Consider the following 20,180-nt stretch of genomic DNA (forward strand, 5'->3'; position numbering starts at 1 on the left):
TCAAGAAATAAAACACAAGATATTTTTATAAAATCATATCTTGTGTTTTATTCAATAATTATATCAATTTACTTTTTTTTCGCAACAATCGCCGTACGAATGGAAAGTTCTTTTAATTGTTTTTGGTCAACTTCTGATGGCGCCTGTGTCATGACACAAGATGCACTTTGTGTTTTAGGGAACGCAATGACATCACGAATAGAACTGCATTTTGCCATAATCATAAGTAAACGATCAAGTCCAAAAGCTAGACCACCATGTGGTGGTGTTCCGTATTCAAAAGCATCTAAGAGATAACCAAATTTTGATTTGGCTTCTTCTTCAGAAAGCCCAATTGCTTTGAATACAATTTCTTGTAATTCAGCATTATAGATACGAAGGCTGCCGCCACCGATTTCAGTACCATTAAGAACCATATCATATGCTTTTGCTTTTACTTTTCCTGGGTCCGTGAGCAAATATTGTACATCTTCATCACGTGGAGCCGTAAACGGATGATGCATCGCCGTCCAACGATTTTCATCTTCATTATATTCAAACATAGGGAAGTCAACAACCCATAAGAATGATAAAGCATCTGGATCAATCAGATTCATTCTGCGGCCCATTTCAAGTCTTAACTCACCTAGGGCTTGAGCAACCGTTGCTGGTTTATCTGCAATAATTAAAAGTAAATCACCTGTTTCAGCTTTTGCAGCTGTTTGAATATTAGCCAATATTTCATCTGAGAAGAATTTTTTTATTGGTGATTTTAAGCCATCTTCTGTATAACAAATCCAAGCTAATCCTTTTGCACCATAATTGCTTACATAATCAACAAGACCATCCAGTTCGCGACGTGCGATACCAGCATGCCCTTTAACATTGATTGCTTTTACCTGACCGCCATTTTGCAGTACAGATTCAAATACTTTAAAATCAGAGCCTTTTACAACATCTGATATATTAACCAATTGCATATCGAAACGAAGATCCGGTTTATCAGAACCATAACGATCCATTGCATCTTCCCACGTTAAACGTTTAAAAGATGGTGGTACTTTTGCCCCGATGGCACGATCAAATAATTCAATAACCATACCTTCCATCATAGTCAAAATAGACTCTTGATCAATAAAGGACATTTCAATATCAAGCTGTGTAAATTCTGGTTGACGATCCGCCCGTAAATCTTCATCACGGAAACAACGAACAATCTGGAAATATTTTTCATAACCAGCAACCATTAAAATTTGTTTAAACAGCTGTGGAGATTGTGGCAGAGCAAAAAACTTACCCGGATTTACACGACTTGGTACCAAATAATCACGTGCACCTTCTGGTGAACTTTTGGTTAGCATTGGTGTTTCAATTTCAAGGAAGTCATTGCGATCAAAATAATCACGCATAATTTTTGTTACACGATGACGAAGTATAATATTTTTTTGCATTTCTGGTCTACGTAAATCAAGATAACGATATTTTAAACGAAGAGTTTCATCTACTTCAATCCCATCTTGAATGTAAAACGGTGGTGTTTTAGCTTTATTTAAAATACGAAGTTCTACGCAATATACTTCAACTTCGCCTGTTTCCATATGTGGATTGGTTGTTTCAGCGGATCTGGCACGAACTTGTCCACGCACAGCAACAACAAATTCAGAACGCAAAGCTTCTGCTTTCTTAAATGAATCCAAACCCATTTCCTTTTCAGAAAATACAACTTGTACAAAACCTGAACGATCTCGTAAATCAACAAAAATCAATCCGCCATGATCACGACGTCTTGCTACCCAACCGCATAAAACTATTTCTTGCGTTACTTGCTCTTTACGTAAATCTCCACAATGATGTGATCTTTTTAATCCTTCTAATGTATCCATATTTAATCCTTCACCTCAGCATATAGCTTATTTACAACTTCTTTTATTGCAATTTTTTCCTGATCACTTGTTATCATATCTTTTAAGATAACACATGAGTCATTTACTTCATTTTCACCCAGCATTACTACATAACGAGCCATAGCTTTATTAGCTTGCTTCATTTGAGCTTTTAGGCTTCTGCCAGCAAAATCCATACTTGCTTTAATGGACTTTGCTCGTAAGTCACACAAAAGTTTAAAAGCTGGTTTTTGAGCGGTCGCACCAAGCGCAACAACAAAAACATCCATTGCTTGTGACACTTCAGGCAATAAAGCCTGTTTTTCCAGTGCCAGTAAAACACGTTCTAGACCAACGGCAAAACCAATCGCTGGTGTTGGACTCCCACCACATTCTTCAATAAGACCATCATAACGACCACCGCCAGCTACTGCACTTTGTGCACCGAGTGGAGCATATTGAATTTCAAATGCTGTTTTCGTATAATAATCAAGCCCGCGCACTAGTCTTGGATCTAATTCAAACTCAATACCAGCTTCTGTCAAGAGTGATTTAACTTGTTCAAAATGATCTGTACACTCATCACAAAGACAGTCCGTAATATTCGGAGCCCCCATGGATAGTTCTTTACAATGTTCATTTTTACAATCTAAGATGCGCATTGGATTACGATCATAACGAGACCGGCAATCTGAGCATAATTCTTCCAATTTATCACGGAAAAATTCCTGTAAACGTTCTCTATATACAGGTCGACAGTTTGGACAACCTACTGAATTCAGTGCCAATTTCAAGTCATTTAACCCCAAAGTTTTTAAAAACTGTACAGCAAGCATAATTATTTCAGCATCAATAGCAGGATTCAGTGTTCCAAGAGCCTCTACCCCAAATTGATGAAATTCACGATACCGCCCCGCTTGTGGACGATCATAACGAAACATCGAACCAATATAAAACAACTTATTTACAGCTATATCAGCATATAATTTATGTTCCAAATAAGCACGAACCGTAGCTGCTGTATTTTCTGGGCGCAACGTAAGACTGCGCTTACCACGATCTATAAAAGTGTACATTTCTTTTTCTACAACATCGGTAGTTTCACCGATACCGCGTAAAAACAGTTCTGTATGCTCAAAAATTGGTGTGCGAATTTCCTTATATCCATATAAATCACAAATATCGCGCACTGTCTTTTCAACATATAGCCACTGTCCAATGGTGTCAGGTAAAATATCCTTTGTTCCGCGTGGACCGGTAGTCAACATAAAAAGAATTCCTCCCTAGTTACTAAACGCAGTATTCAATAAAATTGTGCGTTTTTCTATATATTTATCTACATGATTAAGATATGTAGTTAAATCCTTGGCGTTGAAGGATGTCTGCATCCTTTCGGTTATTGGATCGATAACTTTTGTAGTCGCGGCCGGACCGATACCAATAATTGTTTGATGTTCTTCCATAATTTGAATATTATAAAAACCTTCTGACCCACTCTTGCTGCAACCGACATTTTCCAAATTCCCACTCATATAACCTTGTCGATATAAATAATATGGCTCCATTTTTAGTTTTTCAACCGCATCCATAGCAATGGCGAACATAGCTTGCGCTGTTTCATCATCGGGTAGATCTTTACATCCGCCATTCATCTTTAGCTGAGAACCTTTTTTTAAGGCCAAAGCATGCAATGTAATGTCATCCGGATTCAGTGCAACGATTTTTTGCATCGTATCTTTCATATCTTCACAGGTTTCACCTGGAAGGCCAATAATCAAATCCATATTGATATGCTGCATTTTAGCCTTACGGAATTTATAAAACATTTCTATTATAGCCTCTGGAGTGTGGTTTCGTCCAATTCGTTTTAAAGTTTTTAGCTGCATAGTCTGCGGATTCACACTAACTCGATTGACAGAATGATTCATCATCGCAGCAATTTTATGATCTGTAATCGTATCCGGTCGACCAGCTTCCACCGTAAATTCGACTGTTTCCACACCATAAAAAGAATCTTTCACTAAATTCAATAGCACCGTGAAGTCCTCATCGGGCAGACTCGTTGGTGTTCCACCACCGATATAGATACTTTGTACAGACAAGCCCTGTTGTATAATCAAAGACTGTGCTGCGACAATATCCTGTTTTAGTTTTACCATAAATTGATCTAAAATTTCTTTCTTCGGTAAAACATAGGATGGAAACGAACAATATAAACATCTCGACAAACAAAATGGGATTCCTATATATACACTGACTAATTTAGGGTTTGATGTAGCAAGAAAAGAGCGCTGTTTAAACGCAAGTTTTGTTATAAGTTCGGCTTTTGCTGTGCTTACTTCATAATCGTTTTGCAAACGACTCATAATAGCAGTTTTCGTTAACCCCTGGTCAATATAATGATGAACAATTTTAGTTGGTCTGACACCATGTAAGATCCCCCATGGTGCAGCCTCAAATTGAAAATGCTTGCGAAATAGATGATATAAATTGAGCTTAATCAAGCGCCGAGAAGATGCAAGTTTACGCTCATCATGCTGCCCCTCAGCTTCTATACAAAAATCATGTTCAATCTTGGATGAGTCAACAAGCCGTATTTTCGTGTTAACTCTTACAATATCATCCAGCATAACCTGGTTATCAATTGCTAAAGACTCATAGGCAAGCGGCTCATTGGTGGCCTCATCAAGATCAATCTTAAATAACGTTAAGATTTCCTTGACGATTTTCACAACAACTTCCTCTTGGCTATTTAGATAAAAATGTTTAATCTTCACGTTTTTTCTGGCACTCCTGACAATAGCCATAGAATTTTACCTGATGATCAATAATCTGGAATTGGCTTTTTTCCGAAATATCCAGTTCTAAAGGTTCTAATAAATCATCCGCAAACTCTTTGACCGTTCCACACTTAAGACAGATTAAATGATGATGCTGATGTTCTTTCGCATCTGTTTCATTTAATTCATAACGGCTGCGTCCATCACCAAAGTCCATTTTTTGTAATATATTGATATCACTCAATAACTCTAAACTACGATATACGGTAGCTAATCCAATTTCGGACTGATTTTGTCTTAGGATTCCATGTACATCTTCTGCACTTAAATGTTCACCAGCACGCCCCAGAAAAATCTGCAAAACTGTCTGTCTTTGCGGTGTTAGCTTATATTGACGTTCTTGCAGCCTCTTTTTCAAGTCATCCATTGTAATTTTCTTAGCCATTATATAATTCCCCTCTATTAATTTAAGATCACTCTTCAACACAAATCACTAGATTCATTGTCCAAATAAGTCTATTTTACCAAAAATATGCAAAAAACACAAAGAAAAAGATTTTATTGCCTGCTATCTTCAGAAAGGTATGGGTTATCTTTTCTTTCCCAGCCAATTTTTGTTCGTGGTCCATGACCCGGATAGACGACTGTATCATCATCGAGTATCATCAATTTTGTCTTTATATTATATATCAAATCCGTCATAGATCCTCCCGGAAAATCACAACGTCCAACCGATTCAGCAAACAATGAATCACCGCTAAAGAGAATTTGACGCCCCGCCAAACAAATACCTCCCGGTGAATGTCCTGGTGTGTGTAAAACTAAAAGTTTTTCTTCGCCAAAAGATATTTGATCCCCTTCATGTAAAAGCTGTGCCTTTGTATTTGATAAAACTGGCAGACCATGAAAAGCAGATAGGTTTTGTTTCGCATCACCCAGCATTGCCAAATCCCCTTCATGAATTTTAAGTACAGCTTGTGTCGCCTCGACAACTGCATCATTTGCACCGATATGATCCGCATGACCATGCGTATTCACGACATATTTAATATTTAAATGTTCGGCTTCAATATATTGTAAAATACGATCTGGCTCATCACCTGGATCAATAACAATCGCTTCTTTTGTTTTTTCACAAGCAACAATATAACAATTAACACCTAACTCTCCTACTATCAGAGAATGTACTTTCATCTGCATCACTCCTCTTTATTCGACACTAATGTACGGGATACACTATATACATCTTTTAACCGTCTAAATTTGGTCATAATCTGCTCTACCTGTAATGAACTTTTAACTTCAAGTCCCATTGTTACGGTAGATGTCTTATTGTTTTTGTATGTCCGGGCATTGATTGAACTAATATTTATTTTAGATTCGGATGGAACCGACATAAGATTTGTCAAAACACCGGCTTTGTCATTGCAGGTTATATCAATCGTTACCGTATAGACTTTATCTAAGCCAATATCCCAATTGACTTCAATCACACGGGCAAAATCGTTGTTTTCATTGATCACATTTGGACAGTCGGATCTATGCACAGATACACCGCGCCCTCTTGTAATATAACCTGTGATCGGATCACCTGGGATTGGATTGCAGCACCTTGCTATACGAACAAGAACCCCGCCTTCGCCTTCCACTAAAATACCATGGCTTGATTTCTTCTTTTCGCCATGCGGTTTGAGTTTCTCCAGCATTTGCGAAATATCTGGAGGGGTGGCTTGTTGCAGTTCTTTTTTATAAAGCTCAATCAATTTCCCTAAAATACCATTAATTGTGATTCCGCCATACCCCAAGGTCGCCAGCAAATCGTCTTCCGTTAGAATGTTGAGCTTTTTGGCGACATCTTTTAATCTGTCGTTTTTCAAGAGTTCTTTTGGTTCATAACCCAGACGCTTTGCCTCTTTATCAATCAGATCCGATCCGCGCTCAATATTTTCTTCACGTTTTGCTTTTTTAAACCACTGCCTGATTTTATTACGGGTTTCCGTTGACGCCACAATATTGAGCCAGTCACGACTTGGTCCATTGTTTTGTTTATTCGTGATGATCGATAAAATATCACCATTTTTAAGCTTATATTCAAGTGGTACAATTTTTCCGTTTACTTTCGCTCCCACACAATGATGCCCAACATCCGTATGGATTCGATACGCAAAATCAAGTGGAATCGACCCCTTCGGTAAGTCAATGACATCACCTTTGGGTGTGAAAACAAAGACCTCATCCGAAAACACATCCACTTTAAGTGCTTCCACATATTCACGTGGATCACTAAGTTCTTGCTGCAAATTAACAAGCTGCCTAAGCCATGACATTTTTTGGTCATACTCTTTGCCAGCACCAACACTTTTACCGCTTTCTTTATATTTCCAATGTGCTGCAACACCATATTCAGAAACTTTATGCATCAAAAAGGTTCGGATTTGAATTTCAAGTGGATAACCTTCAGTCCCAATAACCGTTGTATGAAGTGATTGATACCCATTTGATTTTGGCATAGCTATATAATCCTTAAAACGCCCCGGCAATGGTTTCCAAAGGGTATGAATGATACCTAATACTCCATAACAGTCTTTTACACTGCTGACTAAAACCCGAACAGCGGACAAATCATAAATTTCACTAATATCTTTATTATCACGCTTCATTTTTTTATAAATACTATAGAAATGTTTGGCCCGGCCTTGGATTTCGGTTTCAATATCTGCTTTTTCCAAATAAATACGCAATTTTTGAATGGACTTATCAATAAATTCCTGCCGTTCTTTTCTTTTTTGTTTTACCTTTTCCACAAGATTATAATACGTTTCCGGTTCTAAATACCGAAGGCACAAGTCCTCCAGTTCCCATTTAATATTAGAAATCCCCAAACGATTTGCCAGTGGTGCATAAATTTCTATAGTTTCTTTCGCAATTCTTTTTTGCTTATCTTCCCGCATGAATTTTAGTGTACGCATATTATGAAGACGATCGGCCAATTTAATTAAAATCACCCGAATATCTTTGGCCATTGCCAAAAACATTTTACGATAGTTTTCCAGCTGTTGTTCTTCTTTAGATTTATATTCAATTCGACTCAGTTTTGTTACACCATCGATGAGCATAGCAACTTCTTCTCCGAATAAATCTTTCATCTCTTCGATTGTATACGTTGTATCTTCAACAACATCATGCAATAATGCTGCACTGATTGTCAGTGCATCGATCTGAAGTTCTGTCAAAATAGCTGCAACACTCAGTGGATGATAAATATATTCTTCACCAGAAACACGTGTCTGTCCGGCATGCGCTGCATGCGCTAAATCATAAGCCTTACGAATTAAATCAACCTGCGCATCCGGCTGATAATGAAGTACATCTTGAATGATTGCATCAATTGTAATCGGTATAGTCTCTTTTTCTTTCATTTTATTCAACCCCATTATCACACAGTAAAATTGTTTCAATCTATTATAACATTAATTATCAGGATACAACGGCTTATTTATTGATGTCAATACATTATTCTCTGACATATTCATTATTTCATGTTTGAAGTCGTTAAAATCTGCTTTTTCATTTATCCCTTCAGCATACGAAGGTGCCTGCATCAAATCCAATTTCATCTCTGGCTGAACTTGAAAAGATATCGCATCGCCCGCTGGCAGCGTTTCACGCCAAATTAAATTCAACTCCTCTAAGATTAACAAACATAATTCGACACAAAATTCAGCGATCATTTCATGATAGCGTTGATTAAATGTTACTGCAATTTGTTGATAGGTCATTGCCACACGGCCTTGCGCTGTTTTGTTTTCCTTTAAAATTAAATAAACTTTACCAACAGTCGTTCGTCCCGGTGCCCGCCCCGCTAAAACAAGTTGATTAACAGCTACATCTTTTTCACCAAATAAAACGTGAACCGCCGCCACTTCACCATCACGTCCAGCTTTTTCAAAGTGCTGCTGAAAGCACACTTTATGAAATGGCAGCTCATATTGCACCACATGCCGAATATTGGGGAAAGTAAACCGATCACTACAAGAATTTGTCGTGATAATCGCTTGAATTTTTCCTATTTGAAACCATTGTTCTATTTTATCACACCAAAGAGCGGTCAGTCCGGCATGATAAAATGCAAGGTTCGAGTATTGACTTCGCAGTTTGCGCGCAACTTCCCAAGCTTTTTGGCGGCTATTTACGAAAATAAGCATTTGTTCTTTTTTTTCTAAAATTGATTTTAAATAATTAATTTTAAACTTTTCATTTCTATTATCAATAAATTGCAGATTTCCAGCACTATGCTCACCACATAAAACCGTTTCAATGGATAAGCATTTTTTGATCTGCTCTTCTTCAGCTGTATTTAACTGTTTCGTAACAGCTAAAACTACAGGCTTATTCAAGCCACTAATAAACAGCTCCATGTTTTTATAAAAAGCTTGTCCGTCATTTTGCAAAAGATACTGACATTCAGCAGCCACAAAAAAGCCGATTGCCTTGCCTGCCTGCAAAAATGGTAAATGAGTTTCTAAAAACTCTGGTGTCACCAATAAAAGGTCAATTGTTTGATTATACAACGCTTCCAGCAAACAGGCCCGTTCATGAATCGGCAACAGTCCCGTTCCTATATATACAGTCAGATCCAGTTTCGCCATTTGCATTTTAAGTCGATGATACGAATCATTTACGAAAGATCGTAGTGGATAAACAACGATTGTCAGCTTGTGCTGATTGATGGCTTGCAAAGCTGCATAAACTTGAATACTCTCTTGCTGGAGAGTATGTTCCGCTATCAACAAAGTGTTTTTATTGTTTTGCAAGTTATGTAATGTATCACTAATCAAAGCAGGACCATCCGCTGCCCAGGTCAATACATTACGAACTTCGTCCATTGTTATGTTTTTATATTTTGCCGCATCATAATTTTTTAGTTTATACTGAAAGACTAAAACATGAACTACAAGCATTGTGTCTTGCGCCGCATGAATTGCCATAATTTGCGCCTTATACAAAAGTCCTTGCTTGATTGGATTTATAAGTGCTTGGGCAATTTCTGCTCGCAAAAAACCAATTTTTTGTTTTTCCTGTGTACAAATAAAAACTTGGTTTTGCTCCACGATGACATTGGCAACATCTCCAATCGCCAGTCCACGAATGGCTGTCTGACACGTAACACAAACACTGCCTTCTATTTTTGTAAAAAACTGCTGGACAGGAAGACTTTCTTTGCAGTTTGAAGGCAATTGGGAATTTTCTTCATAAAAGAGGTCCAAGTCCGTACTTTTCTTTTCATACGTCCGTATCGCCTGTGTTTTTAGCTGAATGGATACATGACCCTGCCATTCATTCAATTCTGGTTGAAAGGCAATATCGGCTGTATTGACTTGTTTTAATCTTTCAGCTTCTTCTCCCATATTCCAGGCAAGAGCCGTTGCCTGAACTTTGTCTTGTTTTAGTTTGAACCGGAGATGTGTTCCCTCTTTGCCAATTTGCCTGATATCAAAAAGTTCTACATTGTCACAAGCAAAAGTAGGCCGTGGATTCCCCATTCCATAAGGCTCCAAACATGAAAGTTCATCTAAAAACACACGGTTAACATCACGTACATTTAAATTTTCTTCAATATCCAAAACAGGTATATAATCTTGCTCTGTTAATCTTTCCGCGGCTAGCTGATTCAGGCGCTTGCGTAATTCCGGAATGTTCGCAGGTTTTACAGTAAGACCAGCCGCTTGCGCATGCCCACCAAAAGCTTCCAGTAAATCCTTACAGGCAAAAAGTGCCTCATACATATGAAAGCCACGAATACTCCGACACGAACCTTTACCAACCCCGTCATGGACTCCGATAATCAAAACCGGTTTATAATATTTTTCAACAATCCGTGATGCTACAATACCGATTACACCGGTATGCCAATTCTCCCCCGAAAGCAATAATACCTTTTCTTGTGTAATATCAATCTGTGTTAAAAGGTGTTCGACTTTTGCCAAAATTTCTTTTTCCACGACTTGCCTTTTTACATTTTCATCATCCAATTGTTTGGCAATATTGTTGACCTGATTTTCATCTTCTGACAGCAGCAATTCGACTCCAATCAACGCACTATCAAGACGCCCCGCTGCATTTAACCTAGGTGCCAGCATAAATCCAACATGACCGGTGTCAATTTTTTTATCAGATAAATTGCAAATTTGAACTAAAGCCTTAATCCCTATATTTTTTGAATGATTTAGCTCTTCTAGGCCACGTTTTACAATCAGCCTGTTTTCACCTAATAGCGGTACAATATCCGCTACGGTTCCCAGTGTCACAATATCAAGATCTTCGACAAATGAAATATTTTTTATCGTTTTCCAGAGGGCTTGACATACTTTAAAAGCAACTCCCACACCAGCAATATTTTTGTCTGGATACTTGCAATCCAATTGTTTGGGGTTGATAATCGCCAAAACCTTTGGTAACTCTGTACCAGGAAGATGATGATCCGTAATGACGATATCTATCTTTCCTTCAACTGTTGCAACTTCTTCCAATGCACTAATGCCACAATCCACTGATATTAAAAGTTTTGTGCCCTCGTCACAAAGCTGTTTTAAAGCTTCGGTATTAAATCCATAGCCTTCTGCCTGACGATCCGGTATATAATAATCGACACTGGCTCCTAGCCTTTTAAGGGTTCGAACCAATAATGCAGTCGCCGTAATTCCGTCCACATCATAATCACCGTACACCGTTATGTGCTCCTGCTGAACAATCGCGCTTTGAATCCGCTTTACCGCGATTGTCATACCTTTTAATAAAAAAGCGTTTTCAAAAGATTGCTTTTCACTATGTAAAAATTCATCGGCCACCACGGGGTCTGTGATACCACGATGCAATAATACGCCTGCAATTATTTCTGATATCTGTAAACTCGCCGCCAGTTCTCCTCTGATTTTTGTATTACTATCCATAAAATTCCATTTTTTTTGCATGCAGGCAGTCCCTTTCACTTTATCTAAAATATAAATTCAACGTATAAACTATCGTTAACTTATAAACATTCGTGATATTTTCCTAAAAATCCTTTTCACCATGAATAAAAATAAAACACAGGCGATGATAGCACCTGTGTTTTATAAAAATCATCTTATTTTCTTTATTTTGCCGTAGCTGCTTTTTGTTTTGCCCGTTTCGCTTCAGCCCAGCCCCTAAATGTGACCCACAGTGGACTTGCAATAAAGATGGATGAATATGCCCCGCAGGTAAAACCAATTAAAAGTGCAAAGGCAAAATCTTTTGTTGTATCTCCACCGAAATAATACAATGCTAATGTCGTAAACAGTACTGTACATACGGTATAAATAGAACGCGTCAACGTTTGATAAATGCTTGTATTAGCAAGTTCATCAATATTGCCACCTTTTCTAAAGTGCAGCTTCAAATTTTCACGAATTCGGTCGAAAATAACAATTGTATCATTAACTGAATAACCAACGATTGTCATAAGTGCCGCTACAAAAGAAGAATCAACTTGTTTTTGCATAAGTGAAAAAACACTCAATACAATCAAAATATCATGCACTAAAGCGAGTACCGCGGCGATCCCAAATCTAAACTCAAACCGATAGGAAATATATAACACAATGAGCAGCCATGAAAGCAGCGTTGCCCATAAAGCCTGTATCATAAGTTCCGACCCCATTGTTGAGCCTACTTTTTCCTCACGCAGCACATTATAATTGCCCAGCGAATCTTTTAACGAAGCCATAACCGCTTTCCGATCATTTTCTTCCAAATCCACCGTTCGTATCATAACATTTTGTGAAACAGCCGCACTACTGTCTTCACCAGCCAGCTGAATTGTACTATTGTCTAATTTATACGTTTTAAGAACATCACGAACATCCATAATAGATACAGGTTTATCAAATCTTAAATCGATGATTGTACCACCTGTAAAATCGATCCCCAAATTAAAACCTCGCGTAAACATACAGATGATCCCCGGAATAATAATCACAAGAGAAATGATGTACCACCATTTTCGTTTGCCGATAATATCAATTTTTTGCATTATTATTCACCACCTTAGTTGGGTTGGATGCACCATAAATCGTTGGATGCGTAAATAAATTCGCTCCAAATAAAAGTTTTAACATGTATTGGGTAAAAGTCGTTGCTGTAAATAAACTCAATACAGTCCCAAGACCCAATGTAATAGCAAACCCTTTAACCGTTCCTGTTCCAAAAAAGAATAAAACACCTGAAGCAAGAATGGTCGTCATATGAGAATCCAGTATCGTCGTGAACGCACGCTTAAAGCCAGCATCCATCGACATACGCAATGTCTTACCAAAACGATACTCTTCTTTAAAATGTTCAAAAATCAGAACATTGGCATCAACCGCCATCCCGATTGACAGGATAATCCCGGCAACCCCTGGAAGTGTCAGCGTTGCATCCAGCATCTTTAATAAAAAGAGCAGCATAATTACATAGGCCATTAAGCTAATATCGGCAACAAGTCCCGGTAACCGATAAAATAAAACCATAAATAAAATAACTGCACCAATCCCGATCGCAAAAGCAAATTCGCTCTTATCTTTCGAATCTTGTCCGAGTGTCGGGCCTACAGTTCTTGTTTCAATGATATTTACTTTAACTGGCAATGAGCCTGAACGAAGCAATATTGCTAAATTCTGTGCTTCTTCCAATGTTCTAGAGCCAGTGATTACGGCTTTACCACCAGTAATTGCTTCCTTAACATTCGGTGCTGTGAGCACTTCTTTATCGAGGAGGATTGCAATTTTCTTACCAATATTCTTGCTTGTCAGATCCGCAAACTTCTCACTGCCTTCAGCACTAAATTCCAGTGAAACCAAATTTTGATTTGATTGATCAATTTGCGCCTGCGCATCTTTTAAATCCGTACCGTTCATGACTGTATTACCAGCTTCATCCTGAAATTCCAGCATAGCTGTTTTTCCCAGAACCTGAATTGCTTTATCTGGATCTTTAATCCCTGGCAATTCAACAATAATACGTTTTTCGCCTTCACGCTGTATTACTGGCTCCGTAAGTCCCAGTTCATTTACACGCTTTTCAATGATTTTGACTACACGCTGCATAGCATCTTCATTTACCTTTGCTTCTGGTGTATCTACAGCTTCGAGAACAACATGTGTTCCGCCCTGTAAGTCAAGACCTTGTCTGATCGAATACGCCAACGGCGATATGTAAAAACTAAATATGCCGATAATCGCAAGAACGACAACCAAAAGCTTAATGAAATTATCTTTCCTCAACTGTTTATCCCTCCAATATTTTTCCAATCTCAACCATACGTTTCTATTATAGACGTCACATTATACGTATGTCAATTCACCAAATGCAGCTATTTATACAGCAGCTTCTGCTTTTTTTATAAAAGCAATAACTTCTTTAAGCACATCCTCTTTACTTAAAGAATCGGTTTGTATATATAAATCTGCATGTGCCTTGGCATCACTTAAGCGTTCATGCTGGGCCGTGAGACGACTTTCATCCCAGTAAACGATGCGGCGTTTTTTGATGGCGGCAAGACTGGCATCGATCATAATCAAAATATCCGGATGGTGTTTATTCCAGAATTTTTTAATACAGGAATGTTCTTGCGCCACATTGTACGCATTAAAACCAGCCTCTTTCAAATTTGTAACCAATGTGGTTTTACCTGAAGCACATACTCCAACCACAGCTATAAGTGACATAATAAAGCATCTCCTAACCTACACTGGATAAGTAATACTTACGTGTCCGATCTTGTTGCTCTCTTGTTGATCGCATATCCCCATAACTACTACGGTCATATCATCACCTGGTTTATCGTGGTCCATTCGCAAAGCATACTCTAGAATGCTTTTAGCGATAAAATCAACATCTTCCACAGCATTGTCTTCGATTATTTTCAAAATATAAGATAATTCTGCCTGTGGTCCGCCTCTTTTTCGACCTGCGGCCTGTATACCATCCGTATAAGAAACAATTAACATTCCTGCTGCCAGTGGCAGTTCATAAATTAAAGGTTTCATATGCCGATGTACCCCGATCGGGTTGACATCATCGTCATATACCGTTTGATAATCATCTGTCTTCACAATAACAGGACAGTTCGAATTGCGGCTGATCACTATTGTTTCCGTTTCCAGATCGGCGCTAAGCACCGTCAAAGTACACGAAACTTTTTTATCTTTCATTGCATACAAATAATCATGAACAGCTCTGGCCACGGCTCCATCACGTGCCCCGTCGGCAATCAAAGATACAGCTTTATGAATTACCCAGCTGCTCGTATGATGCGCTGAAAGGCCGCTTCCTTGTCCATCAGCCAAAATAGCAGATATGCCCCCATGCGGTCGTTCGGCAAATTCACAGCCATCACCAGAATAATCAACGGCATATTTTGAAGTTTTTGCGATTGCCATTTTTATTTCCATATCAATCTCCGCCTATCAGAAAGAAGGCAAAATGTAAATTTTACATTTTGCCTTCTTTAGAATTTATCAAACCACTTGCTGTCAATATCGCATCCATTGAACAATCATGTTCTTCAATTGGGACTTTGTTAACGATTTGACAATCAAGTGCAATGCCCAAACAAAAAGCTTGATTTGCCCGCATGATAAAACGGTCATAAAAGGCTGCCCCCATACCAAGTCTATAACCAGCTGTATCGAAGGCAACACCTGGTATAATCATCAAATCGATATCCTCTGGATTGGCAAACTCCATATCATGTGAATTTATCGTTAAGATATCAAAATCACCTTTACTCAATTGATCGACATCAAAAACAAATACTGCATCCATCAAACCATTTTTATCATGAATATAAGGAATGCATATTTGTTTACCATCTTGCAAAGCATAACGCATCATTTTATCGGTTTGTACTTCATCCGGCATTGCTGCATAAAACATAATGCACCGTGCTTTTTTATAAACAGATAAACCTATTAATTGTTCAAACACAATATCACTTTGTCTATGTACAATTGTTTGACTTAACTTGCGGCGTTTTTGTAAAACGCACTTCCGCAAAGCTTTCTTTTCTAAAGCCATGTTCATAAAATCACAGTCTTCTATGGTATATTTTTTATTTCTTTTCTTGTGAAACATTGGCATTAATTGATGATCTTGCAACTTCAATTTCGACTTTATCAGCAATTTTCACAGTGACAATATTATCTTTAATGCTCGTAATCTCACCATAAATACCACCAACGGTCATGATGCGATTACCTTTATTGATATTGTCGAGCATCTCTTTACGACGTTTTTGTTCTTTCTTTTGTGGTTTGTATAAAAGAAAGTAAAAAATAATGACCATGATCACAATCGGACCATAGGATGCAAGCATTCCCATCATTTCAGGATCCATATCTACAAAACTCCTTCCAAATTGGTTTAATTATATTCAGCTATAAAGGTTAAATTCGACAAATTTCATATAGTTCCTGTTTAATGAATATAATTCGCTAAAAATTTATTTTGAAACTCAACAAAACGGTCTTCCAGAATTGCTTCACGCATCTTTCGCATAAACTCTAATAAAAAATACAAATTATGGATTGTCATCAACCGAAGGCCAAAAATCTCATTGACACGAACTAGGTGACGAATATAGGCTCGCGAATAATTACGGCAGGCATAACAGCCACACTGCTCATCAATTGGTCTAAAATCGCGAGTATATTCCGCATTCTTTATAACAAGTCGACCCGTCCAGGTCATTGCTGTACCATTTCTGGCTACACGAGTTGGGAATACGCAGTCAAACATATCAATCCCCCGCTCAACACCTTCAACTAAGCAGTCCGGTGTACCAACCCCCATAAGATAGCGTGGTTTATCTTTTGGCAGCTGGCAAACCGTATGTTCTAGTATCTCATACATAAGCTCTTTTGGTTCCCCAACGCTTAACCCACCAATTGCATAGCCGGGAAAGTCCATCTCTTTTAAATCATTCACACTCATCGTACGAAGATCTTTATACATGCCGCCTTGAACAATTCCAAATAGTCCTTGATCGGTACGAGTCAGCGTATCCTTACAACGTTTCGCCCATCTTGTCGTCCGCTGCGTCGATTGTTTTGTATAGTCGTGATCAGCTGGATACGGAACGCATTCATCAAAAGCCATGATAATATCTGCGCCAAGATCCATCTGTATTTTAGTCGCTACTTCCGGCGATAAAAATTTTTTAGAACCATCAATATGGGAACGAAAGGTAACGCCATCTTCGGTAATCTTGCGAAGATCGCCCAAACTAAAAACTTGAAATCCACCACTATCTGTTAAAATAGCTTGATCCCAGTTCATAAATTTGTGCAATCCGCCCGCTTCCTTGACAAGATCTTCACCGGGGCGTAAAAATAAATGATACGTATTGCTTAAAATAACCCCTGCGCCCATATCCTTTAACTCTTCCGGCGATACGCTCTTAACCGATGCCTGTGTACCAACCGGCATAAACATTGGTGTATCAAATGAACCATGCGGTGTATGAATTTTCCCCGCCCGCGCTCCTGTTTTTGAACACTCTTTAATCAATTCATATTTTATTGCTGTCAAAATAAGCCCCCCAACTCAATTTTGCGGTTTACTCGATCATAAAAACGTGCACCCACAATGTTATATTTAAACGCAATTCTCTGCATTTACTAAAATATAGTGTAAACCATTCCGCTCTTTACTAAAACGAAAAACTTTTTCTATACATAATAGAAAAGTATAACAGTAAGTTGCGTTTTTTTCAATCTTTCCGCGAAAGCAAGCTATAATTCAGTTATTTTTCCATAAACAAAAAAATAGTTTGCACAGATTTCAAAACCTGCACAAACTATTTTTTTCTGCGCATAACGGAAGCAATCCGATCAATGTGCTTAACTTTCTTGCCTTTTATTTTTCAACTACGCGAAGGAATTTCCACTTCAAATGTAGCCGCCACATCCTTTAAATATTTTATAATCTCAATATGCTGCGGACAACTTTTTTCGCACTTTTTGCAGCCAATACAATCTGAGGCCTTTCCGTTTACTTTTGTATAATTATCATAATATACTCTTTGTATAGAAAAAGCATTGCTCGCAGACTGTTTTTCCGTATTGTATAAGGCAAAATATTTTGGAATAGCTATATGTTTTGGACAACCATCTACACAATACTGACAAGCTGTACAGGGAATAACAATTGATTCATTAATAATTGCAACAGCCCTATTTAAAATATCATATTCAGTTTGTGTAAACGGTTTAAATTCTTGCATATAACCCGTGTTGTCTAACATTTGATCCTGATCAGACATGCCGCTTAACACCATCATAATTCCCTCATGACTGGCCACATAGCGAATAGCCCATGAAGGTATTGAAAGATCTGGCTGATAGTCTTTAAATAATTTTGCTGCCTTTGCCGGTACATTTGCCAGCATCCCGCCCTTTACTGGTTCCATAACAACAATCGGTTTATTATGTTTTCTGGCGACTTCATAGCATCGTCTTGACTGAATGCTTTCATTCTCCCAATCAAGATAATTAATCTGCAATTGGACAAAATCCACTTCAGGATGTGTCGTCAATATTTCATCTAATAAATCGGAATTATCATGAAAAGAGAAGCCAATCTGTCTAATTTTCCCTTCATCCTTCTTCGCTAAAATGAAAGCAAAACTATTAAATTTTTGCGCTGTTGCATAATTTGTCACACCTAAGTTATGCAGCAGATAGTAATCAAAATATTCTACACCACATTTTTCTAACTGTTCAGCAAAAATCCGTTCTTGATCCTCCTGCTTTTTCAAAAACATAGTTGGCAGCTTATCAGCTAAGGTAAAGCTGTCTCTTGGATGACGTTTAACCAAAGCATCCCGAATAGCGATCTCACTTTTTCCACCATGATACATATAAGCTGTATCAAAATAGGTGAATCCTCTGCTCAAAAAAGTATCGACCATTTTATTTAATGCATCCAGATCAACGTGAGTCGGATCTTCCTTACTTTGTACTGGCAGGCGCATAAAGCCAAAGCCTAGCTTTTTTGTTTGCATACAAACATTCCCTTCAAAATTCTGTTATTTTAGCGGAGTGCATTACACATTTTTTGTTATCTCCACATGATCGATTTCTTCACCCGATGGTAAAAATGACTGTAATCGCAAAACTTTTTCATCAACCTCTAATGTCATATAATTATCCGTTTCTGGCTGTGGAGCAACTACCTTGTCAAAAGGATGATCCCCCCATAGATTCGGATAACGGACATTCCCCGCAACCCCAGTAAGAATATAAAGTGGTCCACGCTCATTCGGCTGGAAATTATATAAGCGCTCACGACGACGATACGTATGAAGATGTCCCGTAAGTACCACATCAATGTTATATTCATCAAATAACGGCATCCAATATTTCCCAATGTCTGATATACCGGATTGTCTATCGCTTTGCCGGGTTTTAAATTTATAAATCAATACATCTTTATGCATTAAAACGACCTTCCATTTTTTCGTGGTCTGCGTAAGATCGTTCACAAACCATTCTTTTTGAATTTCAAATAGTCCCGGCTGAAACTGCTCCATTTCATCAAACTGCGTATTTAAAACAATAAAATGTACCAATCCATAGTCAAAAGAATAAAACTGGTTCTGTCTTTCAGGAAAGCCATTTGGCGGCAAAGAAAAAAGATGGAGATACGCCTCCGGCATCCGGACCTTCCAATCCAGATTATATGTTTCATGATTTCCTAAAAGCGGTACGAGTGGAATCGTATCTATCATACCAGCAACGCCGTCAAACCAAGCCCGCCACTGGGTATGGTCTTCACCATTATCGACCAAATCGCCCATATTAACAAAAAATGCCGCATCAGGATTCGCTTTTTGGGCAAATTTCGCAAGATTTTTCCAATCACTATAATCACTCGACTGTGAATCTGGAAAAATCAAAGCTTTAAAGGCGAGCCCAGCATCCGTTTTTAAACCATGCCAATCACTACGCTTGTTGTCATCACCAACGCGATATTCGTACTCTTCACCTGGGTTTAAATTATCTAATTCTGCCACGTGTATATAAGTCGTTGTTTTGTCATCAGAAAATTCCTCATCCGTTGCCGTACTTGATTTTAGAGCTTCTTCTCCTTTTGTGCGATATTCTACAACAGCCGCCTTTTCAGGAAAGTCAGACTGCCACATAATTGTTCGTGAAACCGCACTATCTTTTGTAATAATCTGTCGAACCGCGACCGCATCCATGTCCCCCATTGGCAGATAATGCCCCGCAATCGTTTTTGCTGATTGAACCGCCTGCTCTGACCAGGATCGAACTCCTGGTATAAAGGTATACACCCCAGCAGCACCTACAAGAATTCCACTCATAAGCTTAACAAATTTACGCCGGGATAATTTGTTGTTTTCTATATTCATAGCTTACTATTCCACCTTAATTTCACTTCCAAACTACGTCGTAGTAATTTATAATGAATTTTTATAAAAATGTGTGCATAAGAATCGCGAAACAAAAGATGT

General features: G+C 38.2%; 16 protein-coding genes. All 16 read right to left on the reverse strand.

The genetic code is table 11. The annotated features are described in order from the left end of the window. Positions 1–68: 68 nt before the first annotated feature. The 16 genes from aspS to F606_RS0112345 all read right to left on the reverse strand — a co-directional run bounded on the left by aspS (position 69) and on the right by F606_RS0112345 (position 20,078). Positions 69–1,862: an aspartate--tRNA ligase gene (aspS, locus tag F606_RS0112270; RefSeq protein WP_019554192.1), complete on the reverse strand. Its 1,794-nt coding sequence runs from the start codon at positions 1,860–1,862 to the stop codon at positions 69–71. A gap of 2 nt (positions 1,863–1,864) precedes the next feature. Then, a complete protein-coding gene (hisS, locus tag F606_RS0112275) occupies positions 1,865–3,130 on the reverse strand; it encodes a histidine--tRNA ligase (protein WP_019554193.1) in 1,266 nt (421 codons plus the stop codon). Between the two features lie 15 nt (positions 3,131–3,145). Beyond that, the gene (hemZ, locus tag F606_RS0112280; RefSeq protein WP_019554194.1) at positions 3,146–4,639 is read right to left on the reverse strand and encodes a coproporphyrinogen dehydrogenase HemZ; all 1,494 of its coding nucleotides are present in this window, start codon (positions 4,637–4,639) and stop codon (positions 3,146–3,148) included. Then, positions 4,629–5,087, reverse strand: coding sequence for a Fur family transcriptional regulator (locus tag F606_RS0112285; protein WP_019554195.1), 459 nt, complete (start codon positions 5,085–5,087; stop codon positions 4,629–4,631). The genes hemZ and F606_RS0112285 overlap by 11 nt, the downstream gene beginning before the upstream one ends. A gap of 113 nt (positions 5,088–5,200) precedes the next feature. Next, complete coding sequence (locus F606_RS0112290; protein ID WP_026329379.1) at positions 5,201–5,836, reverse strand: MBL fold metallo-hydrolase; 636 nt, start codon at positions 5,834–5,836, stop codon at positions 5,201–5,203. 5 nt (positions 5,837–5,841) lie between these two features. Beyond that, positions 5,842–8,061: a RelA/SpoT family protein gene (locus tag F606_RS0112295; RefSeq protein ID WP_019554197.1), complete on the reverse strand. Its 2,220-nt coding sequence runs from the start codon at positions 8,059–8,061 to the stop codon at positions 5,842–5,844. Between the two features lie 51 nt (positions 8,062–8,112). Further along, positions 8,113–11,592: a single-stranded-DNA-specific exonuclease RecJ gene (recJ, locus tag F606_RS22345; protein ID WP_211210071.1), complete on the reverse strand. Its 3,480-nt coding sequence runs from the start codon at positions 11,590–11,592 to the stop codon at positions 8,113–8,115. A 185-nt stretch (positions 11,593–11,777) separates the two neighbouring features. Beyond that, entirely contained in the window at positions 11,778–12,695 is a 918-nt protein-coding gene (gene secF / locus F606_RS0112305) for a protein translocase subunit SecF (protein ID WP_019554199.1), read from the reverse strand. Next, complete coding sequence (gene secD, locus F606_RS0112310) at positions 12,682–13,926, reverse strand: protein translocase subunit SecD (RefSeq protein ID WP_019554200.1); 1,245 nt, start codon at positions 13,924–13,926, stop codon at positions 12,682–12,684. The genes secF and secD overlap by 14 nt, the downstream gene beginning before the upstream one ends. Positions 13,927–14,019: 93 nt before the next feature. Further along, positions 14,020–14,370, reverse strand: a complete 351-nt coding sequence (locus F606_RS0112315; protein ID WP_019554201.1) for a hypothetical protein — start codon at positions 14,368–14,370, stop codon at positions 14,020–14,022. Between the two features lie 18 nt (positions 14,371–14,388). Continuing rightward, positions 14,389–15,096, reverse strand: coding sequence for a PP2C family protein-serine/threonine phosphatase (locus tag F606_RS0112320; protein ID WP_019554202.1), 708 nt, complete (start codon positions 15,094–15,096; stop codon positions 14,389–14,391). 40 nt (positions 15,097–15,136) lie between these two features. After that, the gene (locus F606_RS0112325; RefSeq protein WP_211210072.1) at positions 15,137–15,721 is read right to left on the reverse strand and encodes a 5-formyltetrahydrofolate cyclo-ligase; all 585 of its coding nucleotides are present in this window, start codon (positions 15,719–15,721) and stop codon (positions 15,137–15,139) included. A gap of 34 nt (positions 15,722–15,755) precedes the next feature. Beyond that, positions 15,756–16,040, reverse strand: coding sequence for a preprotein translocase subunit YajC (gene yajC / locus F606_RS0112330; RefSeq protein ID WP_019554204.1), 285 nt, complete (start codon positions 16,038–16,040; stop codon positions 15,756–15,758). 80 nt (positions 16,041–16,120) lie between these two features. After that, on the reverse strand, positions 16,121–17,233 hold the full coding sequence (tgt, locus tag F606_RS0112335) for a tRNA guanosine(34) transglycosylase Tgt (protein WP_019554205.1): 1,113 nt from the start codon (positions 17,231–17,233) through the stop codon (positions 16,121–16,123). 334 nt (positions 17,234–17,567) lie between these two features. Then, complete coding sequence (locus tag F606_RS0112340) at positions 17,568–18,707, reverse strand: aldo/keto reductase (RefSeq protein ID WP_019554206.1); 1,140 nt, start codon at positions 18,705–18,707, stop codon at positions 17,568–17,570. Between the two features lie 42 nt (positions 18,708–18,749). Then, positions 18,750–20,078 carry a purple acid phosphatase family protein gene (locus tag F606_RS0112345; RefSeq protein ID WP_019554207.1) on the reverse strand — a complete coding sequence of 443 codons (1,329 nt, stop codon included), beginning with the start codon at positions 20,076–20,078 and terminating at the stop codon, positions 18,750–18,752. Positions 20,079–20,180: the final 102 nt, after the last annotated feature.

Origin of the sequence: Propionispira raffinosivorans DSM 20765 (genome assembly GCF_000381065.1) — a bacterium.
Taxonomy (GTDB): Bacteria; Bacillota; Negativicutes; order Selenomonadales; family Selenomonadaceae; genus Propionispira; species Propionispira raffinosivorans.

Coding starts and splice junctions, on each gene's coding strand:
- aspS (WP_019554192.1), bottom strand. CDS start 1,862: ATGGATACATTAGAAGGATTAAAAAGATCACATCATTGTGGAGATTTA.
- hisS (WP_019554193.1), bottom strand. CDS start 3,130: ATGTTGACTACCGGTCCACGCGGAACAAAGGATATTTTACCTGACACC.
- F606_RS0112285 (WP_019554195.1), bottom strand. CDS start 5,087: ATGGCTAAGAAAATTACAATGGATGACTTGAAAAAGAGGCTGCAAGAA.
- F606_RS0112290 (WP_026329379.1), bottom strand. CDS start 5,836: ATGAAAGTACATTCTCTGATAGTAGGAGAGTTAGGTGTTAATTGTTAT.
- F606_RS0112295 (WP_019554197.1), bottom strand. CDS start 8,061: ATGAAAGAAAAAGAGACTATACCGATTACAATTGATGCAATCATTCAA.
- recJ (WP_211210071.1), bottom strand. CDS start 11,592: ATGGATAGTAATACAAAAATCAGAGGAGAACTGGCGGCGAGTTTACAG.
- secF (WP_019554199.1), bottom strand. CDS start 12,695: ATGCAAAAAATTGATATTATCGGCAAACGAAAATGGTGGTACATCATT.
- F606_RS0112315 (WP_019554201.1), bottom strand. CDS start 14,370: ATGTCACTTATAGCTGTGGTTGGAGTATGTGCTTCAGGTAAAACCACA.
- F606_RS0112320 (WP_019554202.1), bottom strand. CDS start 15,096: ATGGAAATAAAAATGGCAATCGCAAAAACTTCAAAATATGCCGTTGAT.
- F606_RS0112325 (WP_211210072.1), bottom strand. CDS start 15,721: ATGGCTTTAGAAAAGAAAGCTTTGCGGAAGTGCGTTTTACAAAAACGC.
- yajC (WP_019554204.1), bottom strand. CDS start 16,040: ATGGATCCTGAAATGATGGGAATGCTTGCATCCTATGGTCCGATTGTG.
- F606_RS0112340 (WP_019554206.1), bottom strand. CDS start 18,707: ATGCAAACAAAAAAGCTAGGCTTTGGCTTTATGCGCCTGCCAGTACAA.
- F606_RS0112345 (WP_019554207.1), bottom strand. CDS start 20,078: ATGAATATAGAAAACAACAAATTATCCCGGCGTAAATTTGTTAAGCTT.